Origin of the sequence: Bacillus sp. MSP13, assembly GCF_000815295.1 — a bacterium.
Taxonomy (GTDB): Bacteria; Bacillota; Bacilli; order Bacillales; family Bacillaceae; genus Bacillus; species Bacillus vallismortis.
In genome coordinates, this window is record NZ_JXAQ01000002.1 from 163,941 (window position 1) to 179,876 (window position 15,936).

Consider the following 15,936-nt stretch of genomic DNA (forward strand, 5'->3'; position numbering starts at 1 on the left):
AATCTGACAGCCAGAAATGCTTTTGCTTTTATTGATTATGCCGCCTGATCAGCCGCGGTGCTTTTCTCTTTTCTTGTCACAAAGCTTACTGCTGCCATGACCGCAATGTTCAGCAACAGGGCGATTATGCCGACATTTACATCTTTTGCGGCCTGCGGCAGCGCCGGAAATAAAGTGCCGATCGTCGTTTCTGTCAATGTAATATAAGAAACCGCTCCGACACCTGCAATGATGCCGGCGAAGGCTCCTTGCTTCGTCACCATATGATGCTTGAACAGGCTGAACAGCAGTGCGGGAAACAGTTGTGTGACAAGGCTGTAGCCCATCAATAGCAGTGTAACGATGGTATGTCCGCCTTTGAACGTAAAATAAACTGAAATCAGCGCGATTACCGGCACTAAAAACTTAGCAAGCGCTGATATTTGCTGTTCTGTTGTGCGGGGCGCGAACACTTTGTACACATTTTTTGCAAACAGCGTGGAGGCGGACATTAAGATCATAGACCCTGGGACAAGCGCGGTCAGCAGTCCGGCAGCGCCGATGATCCCGACAAACCAAGGGTCAAAGGTTTGCAGAGACAGTCTCAAGAGCGATAGATCTCCGTCTGCGCCTTTCAGATCAGGAACTTGCAGGATAGCCGCAAAGCCGACGAAAAGGACGAAGAGCAAGATCAGCTGGTATAGAGGCATGATGATGGCATTTTTGCGAAAGACTTTCGGGTTTTCGGCTGAATACGAAGCGGAAAACGTATGAGGCCACATATAAAACCCGAGTGCTGTCAAGAGTACGGTTGAACTGAACCACGCCGTGCTTTGCCCTGTTTCGGGAAGCGTAAGAAAGCCCGGCTTTGCCGTTTCAATCTGCTGAAACATGTCTTGAAAACCGCCGTAGTAATGAATTGGCAGATAGACACCTAAAAACAAAACGACAACCAAAATCATGATATCTTTGACAACCGATATCCAAGCAGACCCGTGAATGCCGGATACCATAACATAAACCGTGATCGAAATGGCGCCGATCCAAATGGCGGCGGCCGGAGAGATTTTGCCATACGATGTTTCCGATACAATCAGCCCGAGGCCTTTCAGCTGCAGCACAAGATACGGAATGAGAGCGGCGATGCCAACCAATGAAACGAGCACGCCAAGCAGCGGACTGTTATATTTTTTGGTGAAAAAATCAGACTGTGACATCAGCTTATGTTGTTTCGCGTACATCCAAACCGCTGGCAAAAGCCAGTAGGAAAGGATGTAAGCCAAACAGCCGTAGGCGATGATGTAAAAGGCCGGTCCGCCTTTCCCATAGGCCCAGCCGCTTCCGCCGAGAAATGTAAATGTGGTATAAATTTCTCCTGCCATCAATAAAAAGACGAACACGGTTCCGAAGCCGCGGCCCCCTACCGTCCACTGCTCAAGGTTCATGTCTTTCCCTTTTTGGGCGCGTATGCCGAGAAAAATGCTCAATAGCAGGACGCCGAAAATGATGATGAGAGCTGCGTTCATTCCGCTTCCCCCTTTTTATTTTCGTTGTCGAGGACATATACAAGCGCCATCAACGCAGAGGTTAAAAGAGCCCACATCACGATATAGGCAAGAATAAACGGCATGCCGAACACATAGGGAGTCACTTTATTAGCAAAAGGGATGCCGAGCAAGATTCCGATAAAGGGCAAAGCGGCGAGAACGTGAATCAGTTTCATAGAATCCTCCTTCTGTTTTAAGGTGGGGTGTGCAAGCCCGAGCGTAATGAAAATGATGTCGCAAATATGGGGTTCATGTCATTTTTTGGGATGAAAGGCTGTGGTTCGAATTATAAATAAAATCATTTTGTTTGTATAGTGTGAATTGTCTGAATTTTATTATTGGAATTGCCCGAAAAGGGAAGGGACAGACTCGGAGGAGTGCAGAATGATTCAAAAGACTCATGGCCTGTCCGGCGCAAATAGATAAAACGTTAATAAATCGCTAACCTGTTCACGGATTCTAGGATTAAAATAACGGTGCTTTTCTTCATAACCATCAATCACAAATACATAAAGCGTAAAGGCTTCATCACGTTCCGCCTCGTGGATTGTAATGTTTCTTTTCCTCAGCTCTTTTCTAACCTCAATCAAATCCTTTTGTGCTATTTTTAATGATTCGCTGATAAGCTGTTTATAAGGAAGCTTCAATTTTAATGTGCTTTGTTCAATTCCGGCGAGATCACGATTTAAAATCGTAATGGCCATGGGCAAAAAGAGAGCCCGTTCAATGAAATCGTATATTTCCTCTTGCAGATTCGGCATGCTGACTCCTTCTTTCTGACGGGAACGTTTGTTCTTATTTTATTCTATATCGGCTGATGAAATGTTTCAATACAGAAAAATCGCCAAAACTTTTTAGTTTTTTGCTGATAATGTGTAGAATAAGGATAGACAAACCCGGTAAGGAGTATAAATGTTGGATCATTTTTTATCCTATTTTACACAAGAAAACCTAACTGAATTATTTCAAAGCTATAGGGCTTTCGGTCCGCTCATTGCTGTGCTGCTTCCTTTAGTTGAAGCATTTCTCCCGTTTTTGCCGCTGATCGTGTTTGTGGTGGCGAATACGAACTCGTTTGGCCTGTGGGAAGGATTTATCTTGTCCTGGGCCGGATCAACGGCTGGATCTATACTTGTATTTTTGATTGTCCGTCAATACGGGCAAAGAAGGTTGCTTGGATTTATCCGCAGCCATCCATCGGTTAGAAAGCTAATGTTATGGGTGGAGAGGCACGGATTCGGCCCTATGTTTCTTCTGCTTTGTTTTCCATTTACACCGTCAGCCGCGGTGAATGTTGTTGCCGGTTTGTCAAGGATCGGAACGTGGCCGTTTATTTTAGCGGCAGCCTCGGGGAAGCTTGTCATGATTTTTATGATCAGCTTTATCGGATATGATCTGCACGCGCTGATCACACAGCCGATTCGAACGGTCATTGCCGTATTGGTGATCGCTGTATTATGGTATGTCGGCAAAAAGGTAGAGCGGTATCTGCATGTGAGAGCCAGTCAGCGTGAGCATGATGGAGGGAGACAGTAACATGAAAAAACGGTTTTGGTTTCTTGCCGGTGTAGTGTCCGTCGTTCTCGCGATTCAGGTGAAAAATGCCGTCTTTATTGATTACAAGGTGGAAGGCGTCAGTATGAACCCGACCTTTCAGGAAGGGAACGAGCTGTTGGTCAATAAATTCTCGCACCGATTTAAAACCATCCATCGTTTTGATATCGTCCTTTTTAAAGGCCCTGATCAAAAAGTGCTGATTAAACGGGTGATCGGCCTGCCCGGTGAATCGATTAAATATAAAGATGATCAGCTGTATGTGGACGGAAAACAGGTTGCTGAGCCATTTTTGAAGCATTTGAAATCTGTTTCTGCCGGAAGCCATGTAACGGGTGATTTTACGTTGAAAGATGTGACAGGAACAAGCAAGGTGCCGAAAGGACAATATTTTGTCGTTGGAGATAATCGCATATACAGCTTCGACAGCCGGCACTTTGGGCCGATTAGAGATAAAAAGATTGTCGGTGTGATTTCCGCTGATGAATAAAGAAGACGCCAATTGAAGAGGCGTCTTTTTTGTTTCTGGTTTGGATAAAAGTGTTGAGAAAAAATCTAGAATGAACACAACAAAAGCAACAGTATCGCGCATCAGCACAAAATTACTCGGCGCAGGCTTCCTTCACAGGACACAGCTCAGCGATAATAAAAAGGAGGTCTACTTCCGTTTGACACCGGCCGGGAAAAAACTGCATGGGCTGCACAAATATTATCATCAGAAGGTCGAACAACGTTTTCTGTCATTTTTTGATCGGTACACAGAGGAGGAAATTTTATTTGCGGAACGGCTGTTGAGGGATTTGGTGACAAAGTGGTATCCGTCCTCGGAAGAAATAGAGGGAGGTATACACGGCGTTTTTGAATAAAAAAACACGCACAGGGCGCGTGTTTTTTTCACGTTTCTTCTTTCTTTTTCAAGATTGTCAGGTAAATCAAATTTCCTCCGGCTAAAATGATAAGCGGCAGTCCAGGGGAGCCGGATGTCACCACATTATAAATCAGCCAGATGGCTAAACATATTCCATAATATAAGTGCATTGCCTTCTCGGGATTGTTGCGCAGCAAAAGAGTCACTCCTTCCCATTTAAGTGTAGCATGGGAGGATGGTTTTTCCAATTAGGCATTACTGCCGCTGATCGAGCCTTCTTTGCCTTTTTTTTCACCATGGAGATGGTGAAGCAGACGATAAAACGGAGGCAAAAGGGCAATGACAAGGATGACGCGTATGACCTGAACCGCAACGACAAAGGTGGAATCGGCATGCAAGGTAACAGATGTTGTCGCCATTTCTGCAATGCCGCCGGGGGCAAATGCCAGAACAGAAGAGATGAGCGAGATGCCTGTCAGCTTGGAAACGATCACGGCGCTCAAAAACATAGCTGCAATTAAACCGACGGACGAGACAAACCCGACGATAATGATGCGGGTGACGCCGGCAAACATGCTTTTATACATCTTAGAGCCAATCGTCGCCCCGAGAAATACTTGCGACACATGATTGGCTTGTGACGGCCACCAAGCCGTCAAATCGTGCCCTGTCACCGCAGCGCCGCCAACATGTACAAGTGCCACACCGAGCATGCTGCCGAGCAGCCATGGCGCTGGAAATTTTAAATATTTCGCAGCTTTGCAGGCGCCCCAGGCAGCGAGAATCAGAACGGCGGTCCACAAAACGGAAGCTAGCCTAAAATCCGTCGTTGCCGAGGAAAGCGTTTCTGCTGCGGCACTTGCGGAACGATCTTGTTTTGTATAGATGAGGATGACCAAAAACGGGATGGATAGCACAACGAGCAGCACACGCATCATTTGAATGAGGCTGACAATGGCGGTGTTGGCGCCGACCTCCTGTGCGATGCTGGGCATGGCGGACAGCCCGCCGGGAGCTGTGCCGACGAAGCTTGTCATCATATCCGTTTTACTGAAACGCCAAAGCACATATCCCGACAGCATGGCCATAAGGATAGACAATATCAGCATAACGCCGACTGAAAACCAATGGTCTTTGAGGACAGAGAGAACGGATATATTCAGTTTTTGGCCCAATTCGATGCCGAGAATCACCTGTCCGAGAGCGAGCCAGCGGCGGTTAATTCCTTTTTGGTCCGGAGCCATCATCAGCCATGCAGGCCGTATCATCGCAAGGCAGCAGGCGACTATCAGCGTTCCGATCATCCACCCGATCGATATCCCGGTTAATGAAAGCATAAATCCCCCGGCTGCACTGATTGCGATAAACCATAGATCTTTGAGGAGATTTTCGTCTTTCTTCAATGTAAAACCCTTCTTCCTTTTCGCGTAACACTCCGATTGTTCATGTAGTGAATGTATGATTACTATAGTATATTTTTGTTGATAAAGAAATGATGAAATATTTGCTATTATTCATTCGCTTTTCTTATGACTTTCTGCTCGAGCCTCTCTATTGTGTAAGTCAGGCATAAACCTGTTGCCAGCAAACAAACGGCCAGAGTATAAAAAATCACTTCTCCGCCAAACGAAGTCAGGAACAGCCCTCCTGCAAGGGGGCCAATTGAGCGGGAGATATCCCAATGCAGGCCGTATACCGCATAAAATCGGCCGAGCAGATGAGGCGGTGCCAATTTCGAAATAAAGGTCTGGATGTGGGTTAATCCAATGCTTTCGCCAACCGTCATCACCGCTGCCGTCACCAAAAGCATTGTCACGGAGGTTGAGCTTGCGAAGCCGACGGCTGCAAGGGAATAGCAAATATAAGTAATCAAAAGGATCGTTTTCATTGAAAACTTTTCGGTTCCTTTGACAAGGGGAACCTGGAGAACAAAGCTGAATAAGGCTTTGGCCGCCGAATAAATGGTCAGCATGGATAGATAGTCGGAAAACATGTTTTTGCTGAACAGCCTGTAAGTTGTTTCTGTTTGCGCATATAACATGCTGATGGGGAGAGAAAGCAGCAAAAGAAGCAGTACAGGCCTGTATATCGTAAAGCTCGCGGAAAACGCCGATGCACCAGCTGTTATGGTCGGCTTTGTTTCCGGCAGTTTCAATGCTGCGATCAGAAAATAGATGAACAATGCCGCGGCATCTAAAGCGAATATCCACACGGGGTTATGATTGTACAGCAGCACTCCCAGCACAGGCCCTGCCGTCAGGCCGGCTGAATAGATCACATTGATGACCGCAAACACTTCTGAACGTCTGCTTTCCGGCGTGCTTTCGGCAATTTGGGCGCGGGAGGCGGGAATGTACAATGATCTCCCGATACCATTCATGACATAGAGGATGGCGAAAACATACGCATGCTCAGCAAACACAAACCCCGTCATGGCGGCTGATTGCAGAAGCAATGCGATCAGGATCGCGGTGCGCCGCCCAAGCCGGTCTGTCACCCGTCCTGCAACGAGCGTCAGGCAAATATCGGCAAATGGCTGAAGGCTGATGATCAACATGGGAATCATGACACTCCCGTTTAATTGTTCATGCAAATACAGCACCATAAAAGGGCCCATCATTGCACCTGTCAGGCTTGTCAGCATCTCACCGAAAAAGCGGAGCCAAATGGGAGCGGTGTATCTCGATTTAATAGATTGAAAACTGGATAACATGTGTTCGCCGCCTTTCGCATTTTGATATAGTAGTAGTGTATAGAAGGGAAGTCGCCCCAAAAAGTGAAGAAAAGAAGAGAAAAAGTTTCCCCTTTTGTCGGGAGGTGTGCGGGGATTGAAGCTGATCGACCACTACGTGGCACTTGTAAAAACTGGACGCGCTGCTTATGGGCAAATGAATGAAATGACGCTCACTGAGATGGCTGAGAGTCTATGCTGTACAGAAAGAAATGCAAAGCTTATATTACACAAGCTGGAGAAGAAGAATTGGATTGAACGAGAAAGCGGAGCGGGACGCGGCCGCAAATCCCAAATCGCGTTTCTGCGACGGCCTGAGGAACTGCTTTTTCAAACCGCAAAGGAATATACAATGGCTGGCAAGCTAAAAAAGGCGAAGGAACTGATTCAGCAGTATCACTCCTCCTTTCCCGGGCTTCAAAACGAATATGACAGGTGGTTTTCGGAGGTGTTCGGCTTTGTGACAGAGACCGGCGGGGATGGAGAAAAAGATGTGCTCCGGCTGTTCATCGCTCCTGAAGCTGTCAGCAGCCTGGACCCGTGCCGCATCTTTTTGCGGTCTGAGGGGCATTTTGTCAAACAAATATTTGATACACTGCTCGCTTTTGATCCGGCTGTAAGGGAGCCAAAGCCTCATTTGGTTCATGGATGGGAAAAGGCAGGGGAAAAACGATGGAGATTTTTTCTACGAAAGGGTGTGTTTTTTCATAACGGGCAGCCGTTGACGGCGCGGGATGTTGCGTTTACATTTCAGCGCTTTTTGACACAGGCTGACAACCCGTATAAATGGCTGTTACATGGCGTGAAACAAGTCTCAGAAAAAGGCCCTTATTGTGTGGAGCTCATGCTTGATAAGCCGAACGAGCTTTTGCCGTATGTTCTTTGTGATGAACGGCTGTCCATTCTGCCGGCGGAACAGGGCGGCGGGATCAATGGAACAGGGCCTTTTCGGGTGATGCAGCATCAAGGCAGGATGCTGGTGCTTGAAGCCAATGAGCGCTACTTCAAGGGACGGCCCTTTTTGGATCGAGTGGAGTTTGTGTTTTCTGAACAAGCCGGGGAGATGAACGGTTTTACCATTCAAGAAACACAAGCTTGGCCTGAGAAGCAAACTGTTTTTGACGAGCGGCATGTCCAATATTTGTCGCTCAATCTGAAAAAGAAGGGGCCTCTTTCGCATCAAAGCTTTAGAAAAGCGCTCCGCCTGCTGATTTCCTCTGAGCGGCTCGTCTGTGAAGCGGGCGGGCACCGCAAGATTCCGGTTTCGTCTTTTTTGCATTCGAGTCCCTTTGACTGGGAGGGCTTCTCACCTTCTGAATTGCTGAAGCAGAGCGGATACGAGGGGGAACCGCTTGTGCTGTATACCTTTTCGGAAGCGGATCATCGTGAGGACGCCGAATGGATTCAAAATGTTTGCGCCCGACATGGCATCAGGCTTACACTTCAATTCTGTGATTCTGCTGATCTGCGCCGGCCCGACATCGTGCAGCAGGCGGATATCATCCATGACAGCGCGACGTTTTATCAAGACAGTGAATTTGGTTTTCTGCATTTGCTGCTGTCTGAGAACAGTTTTTTGTGCCAGCATCTATCTGGAAAAATGAAACAGATATGCAAAGAAATGATAGACCGCTTTTTTTCGGTGCCTGATCGTTGTTCGAGAATCCATATGCTCCAGGACATTGACCGCCAGCTTATGCAGGAATTTCATGCGATTCCGCTGTATCAAAATGTGCTGCGGGTGACATCAAGCGAGAATGTGAGAGGCCTGATGCTTGATGAAGAGGGATGGATTGATTTGTACGCCGTGTGGCTGTCTAAGTGAAAAGAGGGCTCTTTCTTGAACCCTCTTTGTCTTTTAGGACGCATGCCTGCTGAGGCCTTGGCGATGCCTGGTGTCTTCAATCTGTTTTCTGATTGCGCCGCGGCGGGTAAGTTTGACCGGGGGAAACAATCAGCTTTTTCTATGCGAAAAGGCCGTTTTTACCAATAAATCAGATTGGTCATTTTCGTCAACATTCGATAAAATATAGTGAGATAAAAAGAGAGGGGTCTTCTAATTTGGGAGCAGAGTTTTTAGTAGGCAGGTCCGGGAGTGGAAAAACGAAGCTGATCATCGACAGCATACAGGATGAACTGCGCCGGGCTCCATTCGGGAAACCGATCATTTTTCTAGTCCCGGATCAAATGACGTTTTTAATGGAATACGAGCTTGCTAAAACGCCTGATATGGGCGGAATGATACGTGCTCAAGTATTCAGCTTTTCACGTTTGGCCTGGCGCGTCCTTCAGCATACAGGAGGAATGAGCAGGCCGTTTCTTACGAGCACAGGCGTACAGATGCTCCTGCGGAAGCTCATTGAGGAGCATAAACAGGAGTTCAAAGTCTATCAAAAAGCGAGTGACAAAAGCGGATTTACCGCACAGGTTGAACGGATGCTGACCGAGTTTAAGCGTTACTGTCTGGAGCCGGAGGATATCCGCCGGATGGCGGAAAGCGGAACGGTTTCCGAGTATCGCGGAGAACGTGTTTTATCTGAAAAGCTTTATGACTTATCGATTTTGTACCAGCAGATGGAAAAAAGCCTTTCAGAGCAATATCTTCACTCTGAGGATTATTTGACATTGCTGGCAGAGCATATCCCGCTGTCTGAAGATGTAAAAGGCGCGCATATCTACGTGGACGGCTTTTATCAGTTTACACCGCAGGAATTCAGGGTGTTGGAGCAGCTGATGGTTCATGCAGAGCACATCACGTTTTCGCTCACAGCGGACAAGCCGTCATACGAGCGGGAGCCGCATGAGCTGGAATTGTTCAGAATGACGGGAAAAACCTATTACCGCCTGCATCAGAAGGCGAAGGAACTGAATCTGGACATTGCGTATAAAGAGCTAAGCGGGACTCAGTGGCATGAGCGCACACCGGAACTGGCGCATCTGGAGGCGCAGTATGAAGCGCGCCCCGCCATTCCGTACGCCGAAAAACAAGAGGCTTTTACGGTCATGCAGGCCGCAAACAGACGAGCTGAGCTGGAAGGCATTGCCCGGGAAATTCACGCGCTTGTCAGAGAGAAGGGGTATCGCTATAAGGATATAGCAATTCTTGCGCGCCAACCGGAAGACTACAAGGATATGGTAAAGGAAGTGTTCGCGGATTACGAGATTCCTTATTTCATTGATGGAAAAGCATCCATGCTGAATCATCCGTTAATCGAATTTATCCGGTCGAGCATTGATGTTCTGAAAGGGAATTGGCGGTATGAAGCGGTGTTTCGCTGCGTGAAAACCGAACTGCTATTCCCGCTTAACGAGCCGAAAACGAAGGTGAGAGAACAGGTTGATCAGCTTGAAAATTACTGTATCGCCTACGGGATTAAAGGCGATCGCTGGACAAAGGGCGACCGTTTCCATTACAGACGTTTTGTGTCATTGGATGATGATTTTGCGCAAACCGATCAGGAAATCGAAATGGAAAACATGCTGAATGACACACGCGACTGGATTGTTCCGCCGCTTTTTCAGCTTCAAAAACGAATGAAAAAAGCAAAGACGGTTCGGGAGAAGGCGGAGGCACTCTACCGCTATTTAGAAGAGACGGATGTGCCGCTGAAGCTGGACCAGGAAAGACAGCGTGCTGAAGAAGACGGCAGAATCATTGAAGCGCAGCAGCATCAGCAGGCGTGGGATGCTGTCATTCAGCTGCTTGAGGAGTTTGTTGAAATGATGGGGGATGATGAGATTTCCCTTGAATTGTTTCAGCAAATGATGGAAGCAGGCGCAGAGTCGCTTACATTTTCGCTTATTCCGCCTGCGCTTGACCAGGTGTTTGTCGGCAATATGGATTTGTCCAGAATGTACGGCACCTCCTGCACCTTTGTGTTGGGGGCAAACGATGGCGTTCTGCCGGCACGCCCTGATGAAAACGGGGTGCTGTCGGATGATGACCGGGAATGGCTGAAAAACATAGGGATTGAGCTTTCCTCGGGTGGCAGGGAACGTCTCCTTGATGAGCATTTCCTCATTTATATGGCGTTTTCCAGTCCGTCTGACCGGCTTTACGTATCGTATCCGATTGCCGATGCGGAAGGAAAAACGCTTCTGCCGTCGATTGTCATTAAGCGGCTGGAAGAACTGTTTCCTCAGCACATGGAGCGCCTGTTGACAAATGAACCTGAACAGGTCAGCGATGAGGAACAGCTTAAGTACGTCGTCAATCAAAGCGTGGCACAGTCCTTTACCGCGAGCCAGCTCAGATTATGGACGCGGGAATACGACATCAGCGACGTCTGGTGGAGCACGTATAATGTGCTGATGAGTCAGCCGGACAGGCTGCAATCGAAAAAGCTGTTCTCAAGCCTGTTTTTCCGAAATGAAGTAAAGCAGCTTGAACGCAGCGTGTCGAGACAGCTCTATGGCGAACGCATTCAGGGCAGTGTGTCAAGAATGGAAACCTTTAACGCGTGCCCGTTCTCCCATTTTGCTTCACACGGGCTGCATCTCAAGGAACGGCAATTTTTCAAGCTCGAAGCACCGGATATCGGCCAGCTGTTTCATTCCAGCTTAAAGCTGATTTCAGACAGGCTGCGCGAGCAAAAAATGGATTGGCGCGATTTAACAAAAGAGCAATGCGAGCTGTTTTCCTATGATGCGGTAGAGCGGCTGGCCCCAAAACTGCAAAAGGAAATTCTGCTCAGCTCAAACCGGCATTATTATGTGAAGGAAAAACTGCAAAAAATTGTGACACGCGTGTCCGGCATTTTAAGCGAGCATGCGAAAGCGAGCGGATTTGTGCCGATCGGGCTAGAACTGGGCTTTGGAGGAAAAGGGCCGCTTCCGCCGCTGACCTTTACACTGAAAAACGGCTGCACGATGGAACTCGTCGGGCGAATTGACCGTGTTGATAAAGCCGAGAGCTCAAAAGGTTTGCTTCTAAGGATTGTCGATTATAAATCAAGCGACAAAGGCCTTGACTTAGCGGAAGTATATTACGGACTGGCGCTGCAAATGCTGACGTATCTTGATTTATCAATTACACATTCAGCCGACTGGCTCGGCATGAGAGCGACGCCGGCCGGAGTGCTGTATTTTCATATCCATGACCCGATGATTCAATCTCATCTCCCGCTCGGGCTTGACGAGATTGAACAGGAGATTTTTAAGAAGTTTAAGATGAAGGGCCTGCTCCTCGGCGATCAGGAAGCGGTTCGCCTCATGGATACAACCCTTCAAGAGGGACGGTCAAATATCATCAACGCCGGCTTGAAGAAAGACGGCTCTCTCAGATCGGATTCAGCGGCAGTCGGCGAAAAGGAGTTTGACCTGTTGACGAAGCATGTGCGCCGCACCTTCCAAGAGGCAGGCGAACAAATCACCGACGGGCGCGTATCCATCGAGCCGTATAAAATGAAGAACAAGACGCCGTGCACATACTGTTCGTTCAAATCAGTATGCCAATTCGATGAATCATTAGAAGAAAACGAGTATCGCCCGTTAAAGGCTGAAAAGGACAAGACGATACTTGAGTGGATAAAAAAGGAGGCGGATGGCAATGAACATTCCTAAACCGGCAGACAGCACATGGACAGATGACCAATGGAATGCCATTGTTTCAACCGGCCAGGATATTCTCGTGGCAGCGGCGGCGGGCTCCGGAAAAACCGCTGTGCTCGTCGAACGAATGATCCGGAAGATCACCGCGGAGGAAAACCCGATTGATGTGGATCGGCTTCTCGTTGTGACGTTTACAAACGCCTCAGCGGCAGAGATGAAACACCGGATCGCGGATGCCTTGGAAAAAGAGCTTGTCAACCGGCCAGGCTCGCTGCATATCAGACGCCAGCTGTCTCTTTTAAACCGGGCCAGCATTTCGACACTTCATTCCTTTTGCCTGCAAGTGCTGAAGAAATATTACTATTTAATCGATCTTGATCCGGGCTTTCGGATTGCTGATCAAACAGAAGGCGAGCTTTTGGGGGATGAAGTGCTGGACGAGCTGTTTGAAGACGAATACGCAAAGGGCGAAAAAGCGTTTTTTGAGCTTGTTGACCGCTACACGACAGACCGGCATGATCTGGACCTGCAATTTCTCGTCAAACAGGTGTACGAGTATTCCCGTTCCCACCCAAATCCGGAGGCATGGCTCGAAAGCTTTGTTCATTTGTATGATGTATCGGAAAAGAGCGCCATCGAGGAGCTTCCGTTTTATCAATATATCAAAGAGGATATTGCGATGGTGCTTAACGGAGCGAAGGAGAAGCTCCAGCGCGCGCTTGAGCTGACGAAAGCGCCGGGCGGTCCCGCGCCGCGCGCTGACAATTTTCTTGATGATCTCGCGCAGATTGATGAACTGATTCAGCATCAGGATGAATTCAATGAGCTTTATAAGCGGGTGCCGGCAGTCTCCTTTAAGCGCGCGAAAGCGGTAAAAGGGGACGAGTTTGATCCTGCGCTCCTTGAAGAAGCGACAGATTTGAGAAACGGTGCAAAAAAACTGCTTGAAAAGCTTAAAACCGACTACTTCACGAGAAGTCCTGAACAGCATTTGAACAGCTTAGCCGAGATGAAGCCTGTCATTGAAACGCTCATACAGCTTGTCACCGACTTTGGAAAACGGTTCGAAGCCGCGAAACAGGAAAAATCAATCATTGATTTTTCTGATTTAGAGCATTACTGTTTATCCATTTTGACAGCTGAGGATGATAAAGGTGAACAGAAGCCGAGCGAGGCAGCGAGATTTTATCAGGAGCAGTTTCATGAGGTGCTCGTTGACGAATATCAAGATACCAACTTAGTGCAGGAATCGATCCTGCAGCTCGTCACAAGCGGACCCGAGGAAACAGGCAACCTATTTATGGTAGGAGATGTCAAACAGTCGATTTATCGATTCAGGCTGGCGGAGCCGCTTCTTTTCCTCTCCAAATACAAACGGTTTACAGAAAGCGGAGAAGGCACGGGCCGGAAAATCGACTTGAATAAAAATTTCCGAAGCCGGACTGATATTTTAGACAGCACAAACTTTTTATTTAAACAGCTGATGGGCGGCAAAATCGGTGAGGTTGATTATGATGAGCAGGCTGAGCTGAAGCTTGGCGCAGCGTATCCGGACAATAATGAGACGGAAACGGAGCTGCTGCTGATCGACAACGCCGAAGAGACGGATGCGAACGAGGAAGCGGAAGAGCTGGAAACGGTACAGTTTGAAGCGAAAGCGATCGCCAAGGAAATTCGCAAGCTGATTTCATCGCCATTTAAGGTGTATGACGGAAAATCGAAAACACACCGCAATATTCAGTACCGCGATATCGTGATTTTGCTTCGTTCCATGCCGTGGGCGCCGCAAATCATGGACGAGCTGAGGGCGCAGGGCATACCGGTATACGCCAATTTAACGTCAGGTTATTTTGATGCGGTCGAAGTCGCCGTCACGCTTTCTGTGCTGAAGGTGATCGATAATCCGTATCAGGATATACCGCTGGCCTCTGTGCTGCGCTCACCCATTGTCGGGGCGGATGAAAACGAGCTGTCTTTGATCAGGCTTGAAAATAAAAAAGCGCCGTACTATGAAGCGATGAAAGACTATTTGGCGGCCGGCGACCGGAACGACGAGCTTTATCAAAAGCTGCAAACATTCTACACTCACCTGCAAAAATGGCGCGCCTTTTCAAAAAACCACTCCGTATCCGAACTGATTTGGGAAGTGTACCGCGACACGAAATACATGGATTATATCGGCGGGATGCCGGGCGGAAAACAGCGCCAGGCCAATTTGCGCGTTCTCTATGACCGGGCGCGCCAATATGAATCGACGGCATTTCGCGGCCTGTTTCGTTTCCTGCGGTTTATCGAACGCATGCAGGAGCGGGGCGATGATCTTGGTACGGCGCGCGCGCTCAGCGAGCAGGAGGATGTTGTCCGCTTAATGACGATTCACAGCAGCAAAGGGCTCGAATTTCCCGTCGTGTTTGCGGCAGGCCTCGGCCGGAATTTCAACATGATGGATTTGAACAAATCGTACCTGCTGGACAAAGAGCTAGGGTTTGGCACGAAGTATATTCATCCGCAATTGCGCATCACCTATCCGACGCTGCCACTCATTGCGATGAAGAAAAAAATGCGCAGGGAGCTATTGTCAGAGGAATTGCGTGTTCTCTATGTTGCCTTAACGAGAGCGAAAGAAAAACTGTTTCTGATTGGCTCATGCAAGGATCATCAGAAACAGCTCGCAAAATGGCAGGCATCTGCCTCCCAAACGGACTGGCTTCTTCCGGAATTTGACCGTTATCAGGCAAAAACGTATTTAGATTTCATCGGTCCGGCTCTTGCCAGACACAAAGATGTAGAGGATTTGTCTGAAAACGTTATGGCAGCGCCTGCCGACATAGCAAGCCACCCGGCTCGTTTTGCCGTTCGTATGATCCATTCCTATGATTTGCTGGATGATGATCTTGAAGAAAGAATGGAAGAAAAAAGCGAGCGCTTAGAAGCCATTCGCCAAGGTGAACCAGTTCCCGGCTCGTTTGCGTTTGATGAAAAAGCCCGTGAGCAGCTGAGCTGGACATATCCTCATCACGAGGTGACGCACATTCGGACAAAGCAGTCAGTTTCTGAAATCAAGAGAAAAAGAGAGTACGAGGATGAATACAGCGGCAGGGCCCCCGTTAAACCGGCTGACGGAAGCATGCTGTACAGGCGGCCCGCTTTCATGATGAAAAAAGGCCTGACAGCGGCTGAAAAAGGGACGGCCATGCATACAGTGATGCAGCATATTCCGCTGACACATGTGCCGACAACAGAGGAAGCGGAGCAAACGGTTCACAAGCTTTATGAAAAGGAGCTGCTCACTGAAGAACAAAAAGCCGCTATTGATATAGAAGAGATCGTGCAATTTTTCCATACGGAAATCGGCGGACAGCTGATCAGCGCTAAGTGGAAGGATCGGGAAGTGCCATTTAGTTTGGCGCTTCCGGCCAAGGAAATCTACCCTGATGCACAGGAGGCGGATGAGCCGCTTTTGGTGCAGGGAATCATCGACTGTCTCTATGAAACTGAAAACGGCTTATATCTCTTGGACTATAAATCAGACCGGATTGAGGGCAAATTCCAGCACGGCTTTGAAGGAGCGGCCCCGATCTTGAAGAAACGATATGAAACGCAAATTCAGCTGTACATGAAGGCAGTTGAGCAAATTGCAAACACAAATGTAAAGGGATGTGCGCTTTATTTCTTTGACGGAGGTCACATTCTGACATTATAACGAG

General features: G+C 48.2%; 12 protein-coding genes and 1 pseudogene. 7 read left to right on the forward strand and 6 right to left on the reverse strand.

Annotated elements, in window-relative coordinates:
* Positions 1–35: 35 nt before the first annotated feature.
* The 3 genes from SC79_RS00935 to SC79_RS00945 form a co-directional block, all read right to left on the reverse strand.
* Positions 36–1,505, reverse strand: a complete 1,470-nt coding sequence (locus tag SC79_RS00935; protein WP_039073471.1) for a sodium:solute symporter family protein — start codon at positions 1,503–1,505, stop codon at positions 36–38.
* The gene (locus tag SC79_RS00940; RefSeq protein ID WP_039073472.1) at positions 1,502–1,702 is read right to left on the reverse strand and encodes a DUF3311 domain-containing protein; all 201 of its coding nucleotides are present in this window, start codon (positions 1,700–1,702) and stop codon (positions 1,502–1,504) included. The genes SC79_RS00935 and SC79_RS00940 overlap by 4 nt, the downstream gene beginning before the upstream one ends.
* Positions 1,703–1,924: 222 nt before the next feature.
* Positions 1,925–2,287 carry a hypothetical protein gene (locus tag SC79_RS00945; protein WP_039073473.1) on the reverse strand — a complete coding sequence of 121 codons (363 nt, stop codon included), beginning with the start codon at positions 2,285–2,287 and terminating at the stop codon, positions 1,925–1,927.
* Positions 2,288–2,438: 151 nt separating this feature from the next.
* Between SC79_RS00945 and SC79_RS00950 the strand changes: the two genes are divergently transcribed.
* The 3 genes and pseudogenes from SC79_RS00950 to SC79_RS00960 all read left to right on the forward strand — a co-directional run.
* Positions 2,439–3,062 (forward strand): TVP38/TMEM64 family protein, encoded by a 624-nt coding sequence (locus SC79_RS00950; RefSeq protein WP_082022488.1) that lies wholly within the window; start codon positions 2,439–2,441, stop codon positions 3,060–3,062.
* A gap of 1 nt (position 3,063) precedes the next feature.
* The gene (gene lepB / locus SC79_RS00955; RefSeq protein ID WP_039073474.1) at positions 3,064–3,570 is read left to right on the forward strand and encodes a signal peptidase I; all 507 of its coding nucleotides are present in this window, start codon (positions 3,064–3,066) and stop codon (positions 3,568–3,570) included.
* A 67-nt stretch (positions 3,571–3,637) separates the two neighbouring features.
* A pseudogene (locus tag SC79_RS00960) lies at positions 3,638–3,946 on the forward strand (MarR family transcriptional regulator); the annotation flags it as partial.
* Positions 3,947–3,974: 28 nt separating this feature from the next.
* Here SC79_RS00960 and SC79_RS20845 read toward each other — a convergent pair.
* The 3 genes from SC79_RS20845 to SC79_RS00970 form a co-directional block, all read right to left on the reverse strand.
* The gene (locus SC79_RS20845) at positions 3,975–4,145 is read right to left on the reverse strand and encodes a hypothetical protein (protein ID WP_010329295.1); all 171 of its coding nucleotides are present in this window, start codon (positions 4,143–4,145) and stop codon (positions 3,975–3,977) included.
* Positions 4,146–4,196: 51 nt separating this feature from the next.
* Positions 4,197–5,351: an AbrB family transcriptional regulator gene (locus tag SC79_RS00965; protein WP_039073475.1), complete on the reverse strand. Its 1,155-nt coding sequence runs from the start codon at positions 5,349–5,351 to the stop codon at positions 4,197–4,199.
* A 107-nt stretch (positions 5,352–5,458) separates the two neighbouring features.
* A complete protein-coding gene (locus SC79_RS00970) occupies positions 5,459–6,661 on the reverse strand; it encodes an MDR family MFS transporter (protein ID WP_039073476.1) in 1,203 nt (400 codons plus the stop codon).
* A 115-nt stretch (positions 6,662–6,776) separates the two neighbouring features.
* On the opposite strand from SC79_RS00970, the gene SC79_RS00975 reads away from it, so the two are divergent.
* The 4 genes from SC79_RS00975 (at position 6,777) to addA (ending at position 15,932) form a co-directional block, all read left to right on the forward strand.
* Entirely contained in the window at positions 6,777–8,504 is a 1,728-nt protein-coding gene (locus tag SC79_RS00975; RefSeq protein ID WP_039073477.1) for an SgrR family transcriptional regulator, read from the forward strand.
* A gap of 15 nt (positions 8,505–8,519) precedes the next feature.
* Positions 8,520–8,672, forward strand: coding sequence for a hypothetical protein (locus tag SC79_RS20850; RefSeq protein ID WP_156122655.1), 153 nt, complete (start codon positions 8,520–8,522; stop codon positions 8,670–8,672).
* A 68-nt stretch (positions 8,673–8,740) separates the two neighbouring features.
* Positions 8,741–12,241, forward strand: a complete 3,501-nt coding sequence (gene addB / locus SC79_RS00980; RefSeq protein WP_039073478.1) for a helicase-exonuclease AddAB subunit AddB — start codon at positions 8,741–8,743, stop codon at positions 12,239–12,241.
* Positions 12,228–15,932, forward strand: a complete 3,705-nt coding sequence (addA, locus tag SC79_RS00985) for a helicase-exonuclease AddAB subunit AddA (RefSeq protein WP_039073479.1) — start codon at positions 12,228–12,230, stop codon at positions 15,930–15,932. Before addB ends, addA begins: the two co-directional genes overlap by 14 nt.
* Positions 15,933–15,936: the final 4 nt, after the last annotated feature.

What these genes read in the sequence shown, in the direction of transcription:
- SC79_RS00935 (WP_039073471.1), bottom strand. Translation starts at nt 1,505, where the DNA reads ATGAACGCAGCTCTCATCATCATTTTCGGCGTCCTGCTATTGAGCATT.
- SC79_RS00940 (WP_039073472.1), bottom strand. Translation starts at nt 1,702, where the DNA reads ATGAAACTGATTCACGTTCTCGCCGCTTTGCCCTTTATCGGAATCTTG.
- SC79_RS00970 (WP_039073476.1), bottom strand. Translation starts at nt 6,661, where the DNA reads ATGTTATCCAGTTTTCAATCTATTAAATCGAGATACACCGCTCCCATT.
- addA (WP_039073479.1), top strand. Translation starts at nt 12,228, where the DNA reads ATGAACATTCCTAAACCGGCAGACAGCACATGGACAGATGACCAATGG.
- lepB (WP_039073474.1), top strand. Translation starts at nt 3,064, where the DNA reads ATGAAAAAACGGTTTTGGTTTCTTGCCGGTGTAGTGTCCGTCGTTCTC.
- SC79_RS00945 (WP_039073473.1), bottom strand. Translation starts at nt 2,287, where the DNA reads ATGCCGAATCTGCAAGAGGAAATATACGATTTCATTGAACGGGCTCTC.
- SC79_RS00950 (WP_082022488.1), top strand. Translation starts at nt 2,439, where the DNA reads ATGTTGGATCATTTTTTATCCTATTTTACACAAGAAAACCTAACTGAA.